Here is a 14,855-nt window from a genome sequence, read left to right as displayed (position 1 = left end):
CGGTGATGGTGGTCGATGATCATCCGATGTGGCGCGATGGGGTCTCCCGCGATCTCGCCGAGGCCGGATTCGACGTCGTCGCGACCGCCGACGGCGTCGGCTCGGCAACCAGGCGCGCCGCGGCGGTGCGGCCCGCCGTTGTGCTGATGGACATGCAGCTGCCCGACGGTAATGGCGCCGTCGCCACCGCCGAGGTGCTGCGGGTCTCGCCGGAGAGCCGGGTGCTGGTGCTGTCGGCGTCGGCCGAGCGCGACGACGTGCTGGAGGCGATCAAGGCGGGCGCGTCCGGTTATCTGGTCAAGAGCGCGTCGGCGGCCGAACTGATCGATGCGGTGCGTGCGACCGCCGCCGGTCAGCCGGTGTTCACGCCCGGGCTGGCCGGGTTGGTGCTCGGCGAGTATCGCCGGATGGCGACCACGCCCGCCGAGCCAGACGAACCGCACCGGCCCGCGCTCACCGAACGGGAGACCGAGGTGCTGCGGATGGTGGCGAAAGGATTGTCCGCCAAGCAGATCGCGTCGCGGCTCGGGTTGAGCCACCGGACGGTGGAGAACCACGTGCAGGCGACGCTGCGGAAGTTGCAGCTGGCCAACCGGGTCGAACTCACCAGGTACGCGATCGAACAGGGGCTCGAGTAGGCCGGGTCGTCCGACCAACGGAGGACCCGGACGCGCGCCGGAATCGGGGATCGCCCTGATGCCGAGACCGGCGCCTCTCGGTAGCCTCGAACCCATGGGCGGCCCCGAATCGGTATCCAATGGTGTCGGCTCCGATGGTGTGATCGGCGATCGGGATCTGCGCGTCTCCGACGCCGAACGCGAGCACGTCGGTCAGCTGCTGCAGAGGGCGGTCGGGCTCGGGATGCTCTCGCTCGGCGAGTTCACCGAGCGGATGGACACCGCCCTGGCCGCCAAGACCCGCGGCGAACTCAATGCCGTGCTCATCGACCTGCCCGGCGTCCGCCTGATCGGCCAGCCGGCCGCCAAGCCGACGACGTTCGTGAACTCGACGCCCTCGTTCCCGAATCGGCCGCCGATGCCGCCGGCCCCGGCGGGGAATGTGATTCGCGGCCGCATGTCGAACGTGACCAGGCGCGGGCCGTGGCAGGTCGCGCCTTCGCTGCTCTTGAACAACTGGTTCGCGGGCGTCACCCTCGATTTCACCGAGGCGGTGATGTCCACCCAGGTGGTCGAGTTGAACGTCGACGACTACTGCAGCTCGCTCACCCTGGTGGTGCCCGCCGAGGCCACCGTCGACATGAACGGTCTCGACCTCATCGGCGCGAGTGTCAACAACAAGGTCCGCACCGGTCCCCCACTCGGCCCCCTCCATCTGGTCGTGCACGGCCGCGTCCGCTTCGGCTCGGTGACCGCCAAGCACCCGTTCGTCGCCCACTGGCGCAAACTGTTCGGGCACTGATGTGCCATGCCCTGGCCGTGGGCCCCGACCTGCAGGTAGCCTCCTGATATGACCGCCGCCGAGCACTTCGAGGAGCCCATTCGGGGTCACATGGTGCTGGTTCCGACTCCACCGCCTGGCGGGTTCACTGCTCATGATCTACCCCGACTGATGGAAGTGATCGATACGCGGTTCGAACTCCTGGACGGTGAAGTCGTCATGATGGCGCCGTCGACCCACTGGCACAACGAGGTCATCGATATCCTGAAGTTCGCCTTGCGCCGAATCGCTCCGGATTGGGCGGTCATCGCGAGCGAGCAGGGTGTCGATCTGGGATCGACTGTTCCGGAGCCGGATCTGCTCGCGGTGTCCCGCAGTGTCGTCACCGCGGATTCACTGGCCTTTCGGCCGGAAGATGTTCACCTGGTGGTGGAGGTCGTGTCGCGGGGCACGAGGACCACGGACAGGATTCTTCGGCCCGCTCAGTACGCCGAAGCCGGAATCAAATGCTTCTGGCGCATAGAGAACGAGTCGAACGCCATCGTCGTCTACACCTTCGAGCTGCTGCCGGAGGGCGGTTATGCGCCGACCGGAGTCCACCGGACCCGCGTCGTCGTCGATAGGCCGTTTCCGATCGACATCGAATTGCCCGAGGTTACTTGGTAATTCGCCTGGGATCAGGTGTTGACGCCGATGCGGCGGGCGAAGGCGCGCAGCGGGACTCGGCGGTCGTGGTCGAGGAGTTCGGAAACGATGTGGCGGGGCAGGGACTGGTATTTGATCCAGTCGACGCCGCCGACGCGTTCGGCGTTCAGCAGCGCGTCCAGGGCGCGCTGGTGTTGTCCGGTCCTGGTCAGGGCGACCGCGGTGTCGGCGAGGTGGCGCGCGCGCGAGGCCTGCGGCAGACCGCTGTTCGCGGGCATCTCCTTCGCCGCGGCCAGCGCCTCCGGGTAGCGCTCGGAGGAGACGTTCACGTCCACCGTCTGCATGACGACTTGGGAAGGGCCGAAATAGGTTTCGTAGTCCTGCCGGTCGCCGCCGATCCGCAGCGCGACCTCGCTCGCCGCCTCGATCAACGACAGCGCCTCCGGCACGTCCTGAGCTCGGCCCGCCGCGGTCGCGCCCTGGAGCACGAGGGAACCGTAGGCGGACAGGTGCGCGGGCGGTACCTCGCCCGCGGGCTCCAGTTCCGTCGCGGCGCGCAGCGCGACCCGGCGCGATTCGTCGTAGCGGCCCTGCACCAGCAGCTGCCAGGCCACCGAGCCGCGGATGGTCGCCAGCAGCAACGGATCGTTGCCACGCTCGGCGGCGGCCAGCGCCTGGCGGATGGCGAGGAACGCCGGATCGGTGTGCCCGAGATGGACCAGGGTGCAACCGGTTACCCAGCACATCCGTGCGAGCAGCTCGTTGGCCGGTGCGACCGCGCCGTTGCGCGCGGCGTGCACGGTCGCGCGCAGCTGGGTGAGGCTCGCGGGCAGGATCGTGGTGAGCAACTCGTAGCGGCCCGCCCAGTACGCGCCCCATGCGTAGTCGACCGCGCGACGGCCGTCGTCGAGGCTCACCGCCTCCTCCTCGGGCACCTCGCCGAGCAGATCGTCAACGGGGGTCAACGCGCGCCGGATGGCGACGATGCCCGCGTCCGGGTTGCCGGACGGTATCCCGTGGCGCTTGCCGATCAGATCGGAGATGTCGACGTCGAGCGCGCGCGCCAGTTTCTGCAGGCTCGCGATGGAGGCCGTCTGGCGTCCACCTTGCTCGAGCTTGCGCACGAGATCAACGCTCACCCCGGCTTGGTCGGCGAGCTGGCGCTGCGTGAGCGCTTTGCCGCGAAAGCGCCGGATCCGCACCCCGATCGACGATTCGTCCATGTACCCGAGTCCTTTGTTAAATCTGGGTTTCAGAGTACGACGCTACGGGATGGACTTCACCCGAAGTGGGACATTGCGTACGACTCGTTGGCCGCTGGTTGGAATACCGTTGCCTTTCTGCAACTTTGAGAATGCAAAGGGCGGCGGCAATGACCACGATGCCGAACACCACTGTGCGAGCCCGGCGCGCCGATCGCGCGACCGCGTCGCAAGTTTCTCTCGCTCGACCCGAACAGTTGCGCCCGCGGGGCCGTGACCTGCACGACCTATTACGCCGACAGCCGATCTGCCACAGCAACGTCATCGCTTGAGGGGAAGCATCATGTTCGAACGCTGTCACAGCCCGCACGAGGCGGCGCACTTGCTCCGACATCGGTACGGACTGCCGGTCCAGCTGCTCGCCGGGCGACCCGTGGTGACAACGGGCAGCCTGCTCGGTGGCGTCGTCATGCCGCCGGAACTCGGCAGGAAAGTGCTTGCGACACTGGACCGTCAGATGACCGCACCGGTGGTCGCCGACCCGGGCGACCGCACGTGGACGTTCCTGGTGACCCCGCCCAGCCCCGTCACCCCCGTTGACGTGCACGTCCGGCGCTGCCTGGCCGGACATCAGGTCACCGTGATTCCCGGCGGCCGTCACATGCTGCTACCGAGCACCGACTCCCGCCTCGGCTGGCATTGGGCGGCCGAACCCGCCCCCGGCGTGCTGCGCATGCCGCCGCGTTCGGCGGTTATCGGCGCCATCCACCAGGTGACCGGCATGCGGGCCGCGCCCGCCTCATGACCGCCCGGCGTGACCGGCCCCCACCCGGCATCCGGTTGGGGGTCGGTCTGGCCGAGATCGGGTAGATATCGGCCCTCGGCCGGGGGTTTCTACTCATGTTCGGTACGTATGAGGGGCCGAGCATGGGGTTATGACTTCATCTATCGATCCGGCGCTGATCTCGCGATTGTCCGGTGAGTTCACTGCGCTGGGGACGCGGATGGGTGCACTCGGTCGGGACCTGGCGCTGCTTCACGACCAAGTGGCCCCGGAACGCGCCCCGGCCGCGGGCGCGTCAGGCGACCTGGCGGCCCCGGGCGTCGCGGAGGGGATTCCGGCGGCGCTCCGGGGCGGCCCGGCCTCGGCGCTCGCTTTCGGGCGCGCGGCGCGGGATACGAGTCCGGCTGCTGCCGAAGAGGATTCGCGCGCCGATGTGGATGAATCTCCGTCCGTGACCGGAGAGCACGGCTCCGGGAGAGCCGCGCGCGACACGAGTCCGGCTGCTGTTGCGAAGCTGGGTGTCGAAGGTGCTGCGCCCGGGCCGGGCTCGGCCGGTGCCGAGGGTGGGGCGCCTGGTGGTGTGGGTTCGACTTCGGGTGTGGCGGATTGGCCAGGTGTGGCGTCGGCTGCGGGTGGCGGTTCGAGCGCGGCCGCTGTTCCACCTCCGCCACCATTCCTGCCGCCGACGGCATCGCAGCCCGCCTATGGGGCTGCGTACGCGGCTGCGGCGGAGCGGAATTGGGGCTGGGTGCCCGGAACGGGTGCGACGGTCCCGCCGGGTGCGGTGCCACCGCCGGGTTTCCCCCGGCGACCGGGTGTGCCGCAGGGATGGCCGATGCAGCCGGGGGCACTGCCGCACGTGGGCAGGCGGATGATGCCGTCCGTGCCGCCGCGGCGGGAGCCGCAGGTTCCGTGGTGGCAGCGGGACGGGGTGATCAGCCGGGTGCTCGCCGTGGCGGGCGTGGCGGTCACGTTGATCGGTGTGGTGATGCTGTTGGTGCTCGCCGCGCAGGCCGGGTTCTTCGGGCCGGTGCCCAGAGTTGTTGCTGGAGCGGTGTTCTCGGCGGTGCTGATCGGCGCGGGTGCGCGGGTCTTCGGTAAGGCCGGTGGGCGGGTCGGCGGAATAGCCCTGGCGGCAACCGGTGTGGCGGGTGCATACCTCGACGCGGTCGCTGTGACGGCCATTTATCACTGGTTGCACCCGGTGCTCGGGCTTGCGGTGGCGCTGGTCGTCGCGGCGGGCGGCGTCGGACTCGCGATGCGGTGGAATTCGCAGCCGCTCGCGGTGCTCGTGGTGTTGGGCGCGGCGTTGCTGGCGCCGTTCGTGACCGCCGATCTGGTGCTGCTCGGATTCCTCATCGTGCTGCAATTGGCTTGCACTCCGGTGCAATTCGGGCGGGACTGGCCGTTCCTGCACGTCGTGCGGACCGTGCCCGCGGTGCTGGCCACCCTGGTGGGCATCCTCATCGCGCTGGTCGAGCCGTCCGACAGCGCGCGCGAGCTGTGGTTGCTGGAAGCATCGATCGCGATCGCGGTGGTCGGGCTGGCCGGGACCGTGCTTGTGGTGCGCAGACGCGCCGGTGACATCACCGCGACGCTGGCCTTCGCGATCTCGACCACCCCGCTGCTCGTGGCGGTGGCGCTGTTCGACCGCCGTATCGCCGCCATCATCGCGACCGCGCACGCGGTCGTTCTCCTGTCCGTCGCGGCGACGGCTTTGACGCCGAAAATGCATGCGCGCGTGAAGATTCCGGGACACACCGCCATCGCCGCCGCGATCGCGGGGTCCTTCGCACTGCTCGAGTCGTGCGTCGGCGTGACCAGCACCCAGACCCTCCCGATCGCGACGCTGCTGGTCGCGCTGGGCTTCCTCGGGGTGGCAGGCCAGCTGCGTTCCGGCGCCGCCGCAGGCCTCGGTCTCGCCTTCGCGCTGATCGGCGGCCTCGCCTTCGCGGCCATGGCGACGCCGGAAAACCTTGCGTCGCAACATCGCGCCGAGCAGTACCTGTCCATCTCGACCACGCTGGCGGCGGTCATCGGACTGGCCGTCGTCGCGGTGGCGGTCTGGACCGTCCGCAGACTCGCGGGCACGCAGAAGGGCGGGGCGGAGGAATCGATGCTGTGGATCGCCGCGAGCGGCGCGGCGCTCTACCTGGTGACGGCCGCGATCGTCGCGGTCGGAGTCGCCACCGGCGCTGCGGACGGGTTCGTCGTCGGCCACAGCGTCGCGACGATCGTGTGGATGGTGGCGGCCACCGCGGCCCTGCTCTACGGCCTGCGCAACCTCGCCCGCTCCGCCGCCATCGCCAAGGTCGCCCTCGGCTCCGGCCTTTTGGTCACCACCGCCGCACTGGCCAAGCTCTTCCTCTTCGACCTGGCCACCCTGGACGGCCTGATCCGCGTCGCCGCCTTCCTGGTGGTCGGAATCCTCCTGTTGCTCACGGGAACCCGCTACGCGCGCGCCTTCGCCGAAGCGGGAGCCTCGGGTAGCGGCGGCAGCGCATTGCCGGGCGGCGCCGAAGCCCACTCAGGTGCGGACCTGGACACCGAGTGACGCGACGCCGCCTTCCTGGTGGTCGGAATCCTCCTGCTGCTCACGGGAACTCGCGACGAGCCGCCGTCGCGGAAGCGGGAGCTCCGGTAGCGGTCGGCGGGCGGCGCCGCAGCCCGCTCGAGCGATCAGTCCTCGTCGTGGCGGCGGAGGAGTTCGTTGACGCTCACCGAGCGTCCGTCGCCGCTGTGGTGCCTGCCCTCGTCCGAGTCGGCGACGTGGCGGCGGGCGGAGCGGAGTTCGGCCATCCAGTTCTCGATGCTGGTGCGGTTGTCGGACGGCATCTCCGACGCACTGTCGTCCGAGGCCGTGTGATGGGAAGGCTCCGAGGGCGCCCGATGCTGGGTGGAACCCGGTGCCGCGGAGGCGGTTTGGTGGTTCGCCTCGGCAAAGGTGCGGTTTCCTGCGCCGACGGCCGGATCGTAGGCGCTCGACCCGTGCGGGGGCGAGTCGGGCGCGGTGTTGCGCGCCCTGGAGGTCGCCCCTGATTCGAGCGGCCTGGTCGCATCGTCCACCGAGCCTGCGGTTTCCTGCGCCCGCGCCGGTTCGGCGAATGGCACGGCACGCGGCCGCGGCGGCTCCGCCGGAGTCGGCTGCACCGACCGGCTGTGGTTCGGATCAGGCAGCCCCGACAGCGAACTCGCGCGCGGCCGAGTCGGGTCGTGCGGGCCGGGAGCGACTGTGCGCGGCGGGGCGGGCGGCGCCGAATGCGCCCCCGGAGCCGCCGGACGCGGCGCGGGTGGCGGAACCGAATCGATGCTCTGCGTAGGCGCTTCGGCCTCGATCTCCTCGATGGTCCGCGGCCTGCGCGGAGTGCGCGGCTGCTTGCCCGCCGACACCGCGGGCATCTGCATCGTCACCGGATCGGTGATGGGGGTGGTCTTGACCAGGTCGACCACCTCGCCGCCACCGGGGCGCTCGTCGTCGAGGATTGGCTCGCCGAGGCCGATCTTCTGCTGGATGCGCTTCATCCAGGTGGGCGCCCACCAGCAGTCGTCACCGAGCAGCTTCATGGTGGCGGGCACCAGCAGCATGCGCAGGATGGTCGCGTCGATGAACAGCGCGGCGATCAGGCCGTAGGCGATGTACTGCATCATCACCAGGTCGGAGAACGCGAACGCGCCGACAACCACGAGCAGGATCAGCGCGGCGGCGGTGATGATGCGTCCGGTATGCGCGGTGCCCGCCCGCACGGCCTCCGTGGTGGACGCGCCTTGCGTGCGCGCCTCGACCATCCGCGAGATCAGGAAGACCTCGTAGTCGGTGGACAGACCGTAGATCACCGCGATGATCAGCACCAGCACCGGCGACATGATCGGTTGCGGCGTGAAGTTCAGCAGGCCGGCCCCGTGACCGTCGACGAAGATCCAGGTCAAGATGCCGAGCGTGGAGCCGAGGCCGAGCGCGCTCATGAGCGCGGCCTTGATCGGCAGCACCAGCGAGCCGAAGGTCAGGAACATCAGCAGCGTGGTCACGAAGATGACCAGCGCGATCATCAACGGCATGCGGTCGAGCAGCGCGTCGATGCTGTCCTTCTGGATCGTCGGCTGACCGCCGACATAGAGCTCGACGTTGTCGGGCACGTCCATCGAGCGCAGGTACTCGATGGTCGGGTCGTAGTTCTCCGAATCCTCCAGTGTCGCGCTGGTCCGGTAGACGTCGGGATCACTGGTGGACCGGCTCGGCACCTCGAACTTGCCGGTGAGGCCGGGCGCTTCGCTCGCTTCCTTCCACACCCTGCCGACCGCGGCGCTGTCATCGGAGACCATCACCAGCTGCACCGGGTCGGTCTTCCGCAGCGGGAAGACCTCGTAGAAGTTCTCCAGCGCCACGCGGGTCTTGTTGTCCGGCGGCAGGTATCGCTCGTTGATGCCGCCGAAGGCCAGGTTCTTCACCGGGATGATGAGCAGCAGCAGGCCGATGCAGATCGGCACGGCGATCTTGAGCGGGTGCTTCATCACCCACTGCGTCGTCTTGCCCCAGAAGCCGTTCTCGACTTCCTCCGTGGTCTTGGTCTTGCGGAAGCGCTTGAGGCCGAGCATGTCCACGCGCTTGCCGAGCACGCCGAGCATCGCGGGCAGGATGGTGATCGCGGTGAGCGCGGCCAGCGAGACCGTCGCGATGGTGCCGTAGGCGACCGATTTCAGGAAGCCCTGCGGGAACAACAGCATGCCGCCGAGGCTGGCGATGATCATGGTTGCGGAGAACACGACCGTGCGGCCCGCCGTCATCACCGAGCGCCGCACGGCCGCGCGGGTGTCGTACCCCTCGGCCAGTTCCTCGCGGAAACGGCTGACGATGAACAGGCCGTAGTCGATGGCCAGGCCGAGGCCGATCATCGAGACGACGCCGGAGACGAACGAGTTCACCTCGGTGAACTTCGTCAGGAACATGATGATGCCGTTGGCGCCGATCACCGTCAGGCCGCCGACGACCAGCGGCAGACCCGCCGCGACGAGACCGCCGAAGATGAAGAACAGCAGCACCGCCACCGCGGGGATGGCGAGCATCTCCATGCGCTTCTGGTCGGCGGCCATGGTGTCGTTGAGCGTGCCCGACACCGCTTGCAGGCCGGTCACTTGCACGTCGACGCCCGGAATGTAGAAGACGTCCTTCACTTTCCGGTAGTTGCGCACCATCTCGGTGTCGTTGTCGCCGACGATGGCGATGGAGGCGAAGGTGTACTTCTTGTCCTTCGAACCGAAGGTCAGCGGGACGCCTGGCCCGGTCTCGGTCTGCCAGTAGGCGCCGTTGACCTTGGCGATCTCGCTCGGGTGTTCTTTCGGCAGCCGGTTCAGGCTGTCGACGATCTTGTCCCGGAACTGCGGGTCGTCGATCGTCTTGCCGTCGGGGGCGGTGTAGAGCACGATCACGTCGCTGTTGTGATCGCGCCCGAAGGCCGCGTCGGCGGTGCGCGCGGCCTGCGCGGATTCCGATGTCGGGTCGTCCCAACCGCTGGAGCTCAGGTGGTGTTCCAGGCCGAGGCCGTAGCCTCCCAATGCCAGGAGGGCCGCGCAGACGATGCCGATGACGGCCCAGCGCAGCCGGTAGACCAGATCGCCCCAGCGTGTGAACACTAAGCGACTCCTTGGGCGGGGCGAGAGGTGAGCAGCGCCGACAGCGGCCGGAACGGCTGCAGCCAGGCGCCCTCGTCGGGCAGCGAGTCGAGGCTGACCCTGGGCAGCGGTTCACGGAACACGCCCGGGATGTCCTCGAGGTCGATGAATTCGAGGGTATCGGATGTTACGGCCCAACTCGCGTGCTCGCGGAAGCCCAACACCTGAACGGGAACTCCGCGCGCGGCCAATCGTTCGAGCGGCTCGCGGAAGGCTTGACCGTCGGCGGACGCGACCATGATCCCGGCCAGTCCCGCGCCGCGGCTGCGGAACTCGATGTGCGCGAGCATGTCCGCGTCGACGTCGGAGTCGTCGTCGATCTTCGGCTTGGCGAACACCGCGTAGCCGACGTTGCGCAGCGCCTCCACCCACGGGCGCACCACGTCGGCGGTGCCCGGTGCGATGTTGGTGAAGACGGTGGCCTCGGGCTCGACTCGGGTCGCGCTGCCGACCGACAGTTCGGCTGTGCGTGCGAGCAGCCAGCGGCCGAGCGCGTCGAACCGCGGACGGTACGCGGCGGTCGGGCGGCCGCCGAGGATGGCGCCGAGACCCATATCGAGGTTGGGCGCGTCCCAGACGAGCAGTACTCGGCGCACGTCGGGCGCGGCGCCGCCGAGTCCTTCCGATCCGCTGCCGTGCCCCTCCGCGGTGACGTCCACCACCTCGTGAGCCATCTCACTCACACTCATGCCGTCGCCTCGCTGACGCTCGGCCGTCTCACGACCGTCATGACGGCCGAGGTAACTGGTCGCTCGCTGCGCTCGCTCATCATTCGATCTTGCCCCATATGAACTCGGTGATGGCGCTGCCCGCCCGATGTGCCTTGCCTTCGAATTTGGTGACGGGGCGGTCGAAGCCGATCGGGGCGCTCTCCTCGTTGTCCGCGCTGACGCCGCCCGTCGCCTCGTTCAGGCCGATGAACAGCGGTTCCGCGGCACCGACTTCGGCGATGTGTTCCGCGTAACCCGCGTGGTCCGTCGCGACATGCAACACACCGCCCGGCCGGAGGCGGCTCGCGATGAGCGCGAGGGTCGCAGGCTGCAGCAGCCGCCGCTTGTGGTGCCTTGCCTTCGGCCACGGGTCGGGGAAGAACACCCGGACACCGGTCAGCGACTCCTTGGCAATCATGTGCTCGAGCACATCTACGGCGTCGCCGCGGAGCAGCCGGATGTTACCGATGTCCTCGCGCTCGATGCGCTGCACGAGCTGAGCGAGGCCCGGCTGGTACACCTCGATCCCGATCAGGTTCAGGTGCGGCTCGGCCTGCGCCATCTCGGCGGTGGCAGTGCCTGTCCCGCAGCCGATCTCGATGACCAGCGGGGCTTCGCGGCCGAACCAGGCGGCGGCGTCCAGCGGTGCGTCGGATACCTCGCGGCCGATCTTCGGCCACATGCGATCCCAGGCGCCCTGCTGGTTCGGGGTCAGCGCGCCCCGGCGGGAGCGGAAGCTGGTCACCCTCGGGTAGAGGCGGGAGCCGGTGGGCGATCGTCTGCCTGCTTCGAGCGGGGCCGATGCTGTGGACGGCCTGCCCGGAACCGACTCGACAGTGTGGTTGGCGGCGTCGTTCACGGCGTCCATTGTCCAGCATCCGGCGAACAGCACGGCAATCGAACCCCGACCGCGTGGTCTTCGCGAGGTCAGGCGGCGCGTTCGGCGACGATCTTCGGTGCGGGCGGGGTCTCGCCGCGCAGCGGCCGCCCGAGCACGACCTTCACCGTGGTGGTCGCCATTTCCAGCAGCCCGCGCAGTCCGGTCGGGGAGGCGAGCACCGACCAGACGGTGGAGTCGGAGTCGGCGGTCGGCGGTTCGCCCGCCAGCCGGTCGGCCAGCCACGCCAGGCTGATCGGGGTGGCCAGCGGCAGCATCGAGAAGTGCTCGCTGAGCCGGTCGCGGACGTAGGTGACCGACGCGCCGCCCTTGCGGTAGCGGGCGACCTGACCGTCCACGCCCTCCATGTGGATGACCTGGTCGTGCACGGGTTGCAGCACGAGCAGCGGGCAGGTGGGGGTGGAGTTGCCGAGGCGCAGGTCGTCGAACAGGTCGCGGAACTCGGGCGTCGACAGCAGCTCCTGCAGCGGGCGCTGAAGGAAGTCGTCCATCTTCTTGCCCGCGAGCGCGAGGATCGCACCGAGCGGCGTCGAGGTCTCGGCCGTGGTGACGAAACGGTGCCCTTCCGGCGTGAGTTCGTTGTCGATCACCGCGCCGAGAGCTGGGTAGAGCTTGCGCAGCGCGGCGATCACGATGGCGGGCAGACCCGCGTAGCTGCCGCCGTTCAGCCTGCGGAACACCTGCTCGGGGTCGCCGACCGGTGCGCCGAGCACCGCGCCCGCGATGTTCAGCTCCGGCGCGTAGGTCGGCGCCATCTCCACCACCCAGGAGCTGGCCATGCCGCCGCCGGAGTAGCCCCAGACGCCGACCGGGGTGTCGGCGTGCAGGCCGAGCGGGGCGAAGCCGAGCGCAGCGCGGATGCCGTCGAGCACGCGGTAGCCGGGTTCGCGCGGTGCGCCGAAGTTGCCGTGCGGTCCCTCGTGATCGGCGATCGAGACCGCCCAGCCGCGGCGCAGCGCGTTCGCGACCAGCAGCCACTCGACCTGGGTGACCGCGCCGATCGCGCGGGAGCCGCGCCGCAAGGCGTAGGACGGCGAGCACTTCTCGGTGACTGCGTCCATGGCGGTCTGAAAGGCCAGCAGTGGACGGTCTTCCGACGGGTCGGCGCCGTCTGGCAGCAGCACGGTGGTCACGGCCACCTCGGGCGCGCCGTGCAGGTCGTGGCTGCGGTAGAGCAGCTGCCAGGCCGAAACCTGTTGCGGCACAAGACCGAAGAGTGCGAGGTCGATGGCGCGACTGCGGAGGACGGTGCCGGCGGGCTTGGAGGCGAAACCGCGTGGCGGCCGGTAGAACGGATCAGCGCTCGGCAGCAGCGGCTTGTCACCGGGCGGCAGCGCCTGAGCGCCGCGGGCCGACCGGTGGCCGACGGCCTCCGGTTCACAGTCGACAACACCGATGGCGTCGACGGTCATCGCAACCTCCTCGACGGGCCGGAGCGCTTGCTTGAAAAGCAAAGCTGCGCACCGCCGATGGTGCCGACCACCAGTGCAGAGTAAGTGAAGCCCGGCATCTGTGTGAAGCCAAGTAGCAGGGACCGGTGGCGGCACTAGACTGCCGACATGAGCTCACCGACCGTGTTCATCACCGGTGCGGCGGCCGGTATCGGCCGAGCCACGGCACTGCTTTTCGCTGGGCACGGGTACCACATCGGCGCCTATGACATCGACGAGGTCGGCCTCTCCCGGCTCGCCGCGGACATCAACGCCGCAGGTGGCAGGGTGCGCACGGGGGTGCTGGATGTGACGAACAACACTCATTGGACCGAGCGGCTCGCCGAGTTCTACGAGGAGACGGGCCGGCTGGACATCCTGATCAACAACGCGGGCATCCTGCGCTCCGGCCACTTCGAAGACATCGACCTGGCCACCCACCAGGCGATCATGGACGTGAACCTGGGCGGCGTCCTGGCGGGCGCCCACCACGCCTTCCCGTACCTGCGCGACACCAGACGCTCCCAGGTGGTGAATCTCTGCTCGGCCTCGGCGATCTACGGTCAGCCCGAGCTCGCCAGCTACGGCGCGACCAAGTCGGCGGTCAAAAGCCTCACAGAGGCATTGGATCTCGAATGGTCGCGGCACGACATCCGGGTGATCGCGGTGTGGCCGTTGTTCGTGGCGACCGCGATGGTGGACGGCATGGACACCGGGGCGACGAAATCGCTCGGCGTGCGGCTGACCGCGGCCGACGTCGCCGACGGCATCTGGGAGGCGACGAGCAAGCGCCCCCGGCTGCCCCGTGTGCACTACGAGATCGGTACGCAGGCGAAGTTGCTGGCCGCCGCCGCGAAGTACGCCCCGAGCTGGGCCGTCCGCGCGGCCAACAAATACTTCTCCGGTTCCTGAGCGGTCGGCACTGCCGGTTACCGCTCGGTCTGACAGAATTGCGCCTCGACAAGGGGGTGGGTAGCCATGCCGACGGCCACCGAATTCAACGGGCAGATGCGGGAACGGGGCGTGCCGACGCGCGAACGGGATCAGCTGGATCGGCTTCTCGTCGATCTGCAATCGGCGGGCGGGCGGACCGCCGCGATCGGTCATCACGCCAATAGCGCGGTCAACGCGTGGCGCAGGCCGCCGCGTATCCAGGTGACCGGGCGCGCGCACGCGGGCCGGACCACGGTGCTGCACGCACTGGCGTTGATGTCGGCCGCGGAGACCGGTCCGGTGGACGAGCCGGGCGCGCCCGATCCGGTGCTCGACGCCGACATCGTGGTCTATGTCCTCGCGGGCGCGCCGCTGCCCGCGGATCGCAGGGTGCTCGCCGAACTGCCGGCCGAGCGCACGGTGGTGGTGTTGAACAAGGCCGACGCCATCGGCTCGCGCTGGGGCGACGCGGTCGCCGCCGCCGAGCAGTACACCAGGGAGCTGGGCATTCTCACGCTGCCGGTGGTCGCCGCGCTGGCCGTCCGCACGCGGGCGGGAGCCGTCACCGACGCCGATATGGCTACGTTGCGCAGGCTCGCCGCCGACGCGGACCCCGCGCTGACGCTCTCGCCGGACCTGTTCGTCTCACCGACCGCGGGCCCCGACGTCGCCGAACGCGAGCAACTGCTGCACCGCTGGGAGCTCTACGGCATCACTTGTGCGCTGAGCGCCCTGCGCCACGATCCAGAGCTCGGCGCGCACGCGATCCTGCAACTGCTGCACGCCGCCAGCGGCATCGACGCACTGCACCGGCTGCTGCACCGCCGCTACGAGCAGGTCTCGGCGCTGCGCGGCGGCGAACTGCTCGACGAGCTGGCCAGGCTGGCCGCCCGCGCGGTGCCCGGCGAGGCGGGACAGGCCAGGGACATCCTGGAGGACTACCTGTACGGCGACGACGCGATGTGGCTGGCCTTGTGCGCCGGACTGGCGAATCCCGCGGTCGCGCATCTGGCCGCCGGCTACCCGGCGCCGGCGCCCGCCGACGCCGACGACGCGTTGAGCAGGGCGGCGCGCTGGCGCGCCGTGGTCGCCAGCGACATGCCGCCGGCGGCGCGGCGCGCGGCGCTGCGGGTGCACAACGGATACATCCGACTATGGGAGCGAATGAGCAGTGCCGGACTCTGATCG

Annotated in this window: 12 protein-coding genes; 7 read left to right on the top strand and 5 right to left on the bottom strand. The window is 69.5% G+C overall.

Going from position 1 to position 14,855, the window contains the following annotated elements:
• Positions 1-5: 5 nt before the first annotated feature.
• The 3 genes from AB0H50_RS07455 to AB0H50_RS07445 all read left to right on the top strand — a co-directional run bounded on the left by AB0H50_RS07455 (position 6) and on the right by AB0H50_RS07445 (position 2,064).
• Entirely contained in the window at positions 6-638 is a 633-nt protein-coding gene (locus AB0H50_RS07455; RefSeq protein WP_357449349.1) for a response regulator transcription factor, read from the top strand.
• A 142-nt stretch (positions 639-780) separates the two neighbouring features.
• Positions 781-1,419 carry a DUF1707 domain-containing protein gene (locus AB0H50_RS07450; protein WP_357449347.1) on the top strand — a complete coding sequence of 213 codons (639 nt, stop codon included), beginning with the start codon at positions 781-783 and terminating at the stop codon, positions 1,417-1,419.
• 48 nt (positions 1,420-1,467) lie between these two features.
• Positions 1,468-2,064 carry a Uma2 family endonuclease gene (locus tag AB0H50_RS07445; RefSeq protein WP_357448249.1) on the top strand — a complete coding sequence of 199 codons (597 nt, stop codon included), beginning with the start codon at positions 1,468-1,470 and terminating at the stop codon, positions 2,062-2,064.
• A gap of 11 nt (positions 2,065-2,075) precedes the next feature.
• Here the strand turns inward: AB0H50_RS07445 and AB0H50_RS07440 are convergent, their stop codons facing one another.
• Positions 2,076-3,266: a helix-turn-helix transcriptional regulator gene (locus AB0H50_RS07440; protein ID WP_357448247.1), complete on the bottom strand. Its 1,191-nt coding sequence runs from the start codon at positions 3,264-3,266 to the stop codon at positions 2,076-2,078.
• Between the two features lie 361 nt (positions 3,267-3,627).
• Between AB0H50_RS07440 and AB0H50_RS07435 the strand changes: the two genes are divergently transcribed.
• Positions 3,628-4,050, top strand: a complete 423-nt coding sequence (locus AB0H50_RS07435; protein WP_357448245.1) for a hypothetical protein — start codon at positions 3,628-3,630, stop codon at positions 4,048-4,050.
• Positions 4,051-4,864: 814 nt separating this feature from the next.
• Complete coding sequence (locus AB0H50_RS07430) at positions 4,865-6,583, top strand: DUF2339 domain-containing protein (protein WP_357448243.1); 1,719 nt, start codon at positions 4,865-4,867, stop codon at positions 6,581-6,583.
• 125 nt (positions 6,584-6,708) lie between these two features.
• Here the strand turns inward: AB0H50_RS07430 and AB0H50_RS07425 are convergent, their stop codons facing one another.
• From AB0H50_RS07425 to AB0H50_RS07410, 4 genes are all read right to left on the bottom strand, one after another.
• Positions 6,709-9,657, bottom strand: coding sequence for an MMPL family transporter (locus AB0H50_RS07425; protein ID WP_357448241.1), 2,949 nt, complete (start codon positions 9,655-9,657; stop codon positions 6,709-6,711).
• Positions 9,657-10,385: an NYN domain-containing protein gene (locus tag AB0H50_RS07420; RefSeq protein ID WP_357448239.1), complete on the bottom strand. Its 729-nt coding sequence runs from the start codon at positions 10,383-10,385 to the stop codon at positions 9,657-9,659. The genes AB0H50_RS07425 and AB0H50_RS07420 overlap by 1 nt, the downstream gene beginning before the upstream one ends.
• Before the next feature lie 79 nt (positions 10,386-10,464).
• Positions 10,465-11,274, bottom strand: a complete 810-nt coding sequence (trmB, locus tag AB0H50_RS07415; protein WP_357448237.1) for a tRNA (guanosine(46)-N7)-methyltransferase TrmB — start codon at positions 11,272-11,274, stop codon at positions 10,465-10,467.
• A 59-nt stretch (positions 11,275-11,333) separates the two neighbouring features.
• Entirely contained in the window at positions 11,334-12,716 is a 1,383-nt protein-coding gene (locus AB0H50_RS07410) for a lipase family protein (RefSeq protein WP_357448235.1), read from the bottom strand.
• Positions 12,717-12,863: 147 nt separating this feature from the next.
• Between AB0H50_RS07410 and AB0H50_RS07405 the strand changes: the two genes are divergently transcribed.
• A complete protein-coding gene (locus AB0H50_RS07405) occupies positions 12,864-13,646 on the top strand; it encodes an SDR family oxidoreductase (protein ID WP_357448233.1) in 783 nt (260 codons plus the stop codon).
• A gap of 66 nt (positions 13,647-13,712) precedes the next feature.
• Positions 13,713-14,852, top strand: coding sequence for a hypothetical protein (locus AB0H50_RS07400; protein WP_357448232.1), 1,140 nt, complete (start codon positions 13,713-13,715; stop codon positions 14,850-14,852).
• The last annotated feature ends 3 nt before the right edge of the window (positions 14,853-14,855 follow it).

Origin of the sequence: Nocardia sp. NPDC050793, from assembly GCF_040654065.1 — a bacterium.
In the GTDB taxonomy this organism is placed as follows: Bacteria; Actinomycetota; Actinomycetes; order Mycobacteriales; family Mycobacteriaceae; genus Nocardia.
This window is presented reverse-complemented; position numbering and strand designations above follow the sequence as displayed.

Bases quoted from the DNA above. Each gene is read 5' to 3' on its own strand.
- trmB (WP_357448237.1), bottom strand. From the start codon at position 11,274: ATGGACGCCGTGAACGACGCCGCCAACCACACTGTCGAGTCGGTTCCG.
- AB0H50_RS07430 (WP_357448243.1), top strand. From the start codon at position 4,865: ATGCAGCCGGGGGCACTGCCGCACGTGGGCAGGCGGATGATGCCGTCC.
- AB0H50_RS07420 (WP_357448239.1), bottom strand. From the start codon at position 10,385: ATGAGTGTGAGTGAGATGGCTCACGAGGTGGTGGACGTCACCGCGGAG.
- AB0H50_RS07400 (WP_357448232.1), top strand. From the start codon at position 13,713: ATGCCGACGGCCACCGAATTCAACGGGCAGATGCGGGAACGGGGCGTG.
- AB0H50_RS07455 (WP_357449349.1), top strand. From the start codon at position 6: ATGGTGGTCGATGATCATCCGATGTGGCGCGATGGGGTCTCCCGCGAT.
- AB0H50_RS07445 (WP_357448249.1), top strand. From the start codon at position 1,468: ATGACCGCCGCCGAGCACTTCGAGGAGCCCATTCGGGGTCACATGGTG.
- AB0H50_RS07440 (WP_357448247.1), bottom strand. From the start codon at position 3,266: ATGGACGAATCGTCGATCGGGGTGCGGATCCGGCGCTTTCGCGGCAAA.
- AB0H50_RS07410 (WP_357448235.1), bottom strand. From the start codon at position 12,716: ATGACCGTCGACGCCATCGGTGTTGTCGACTGTGAACCGGAGGCCGTC.
- AB0H50_RS07405 (WP_357448233.1), top strand. From the start codon at position 12,864: ATGAGCTCACCGACCGTGTTCATCACCGGTGCGGCGGCCGGTATCGGC.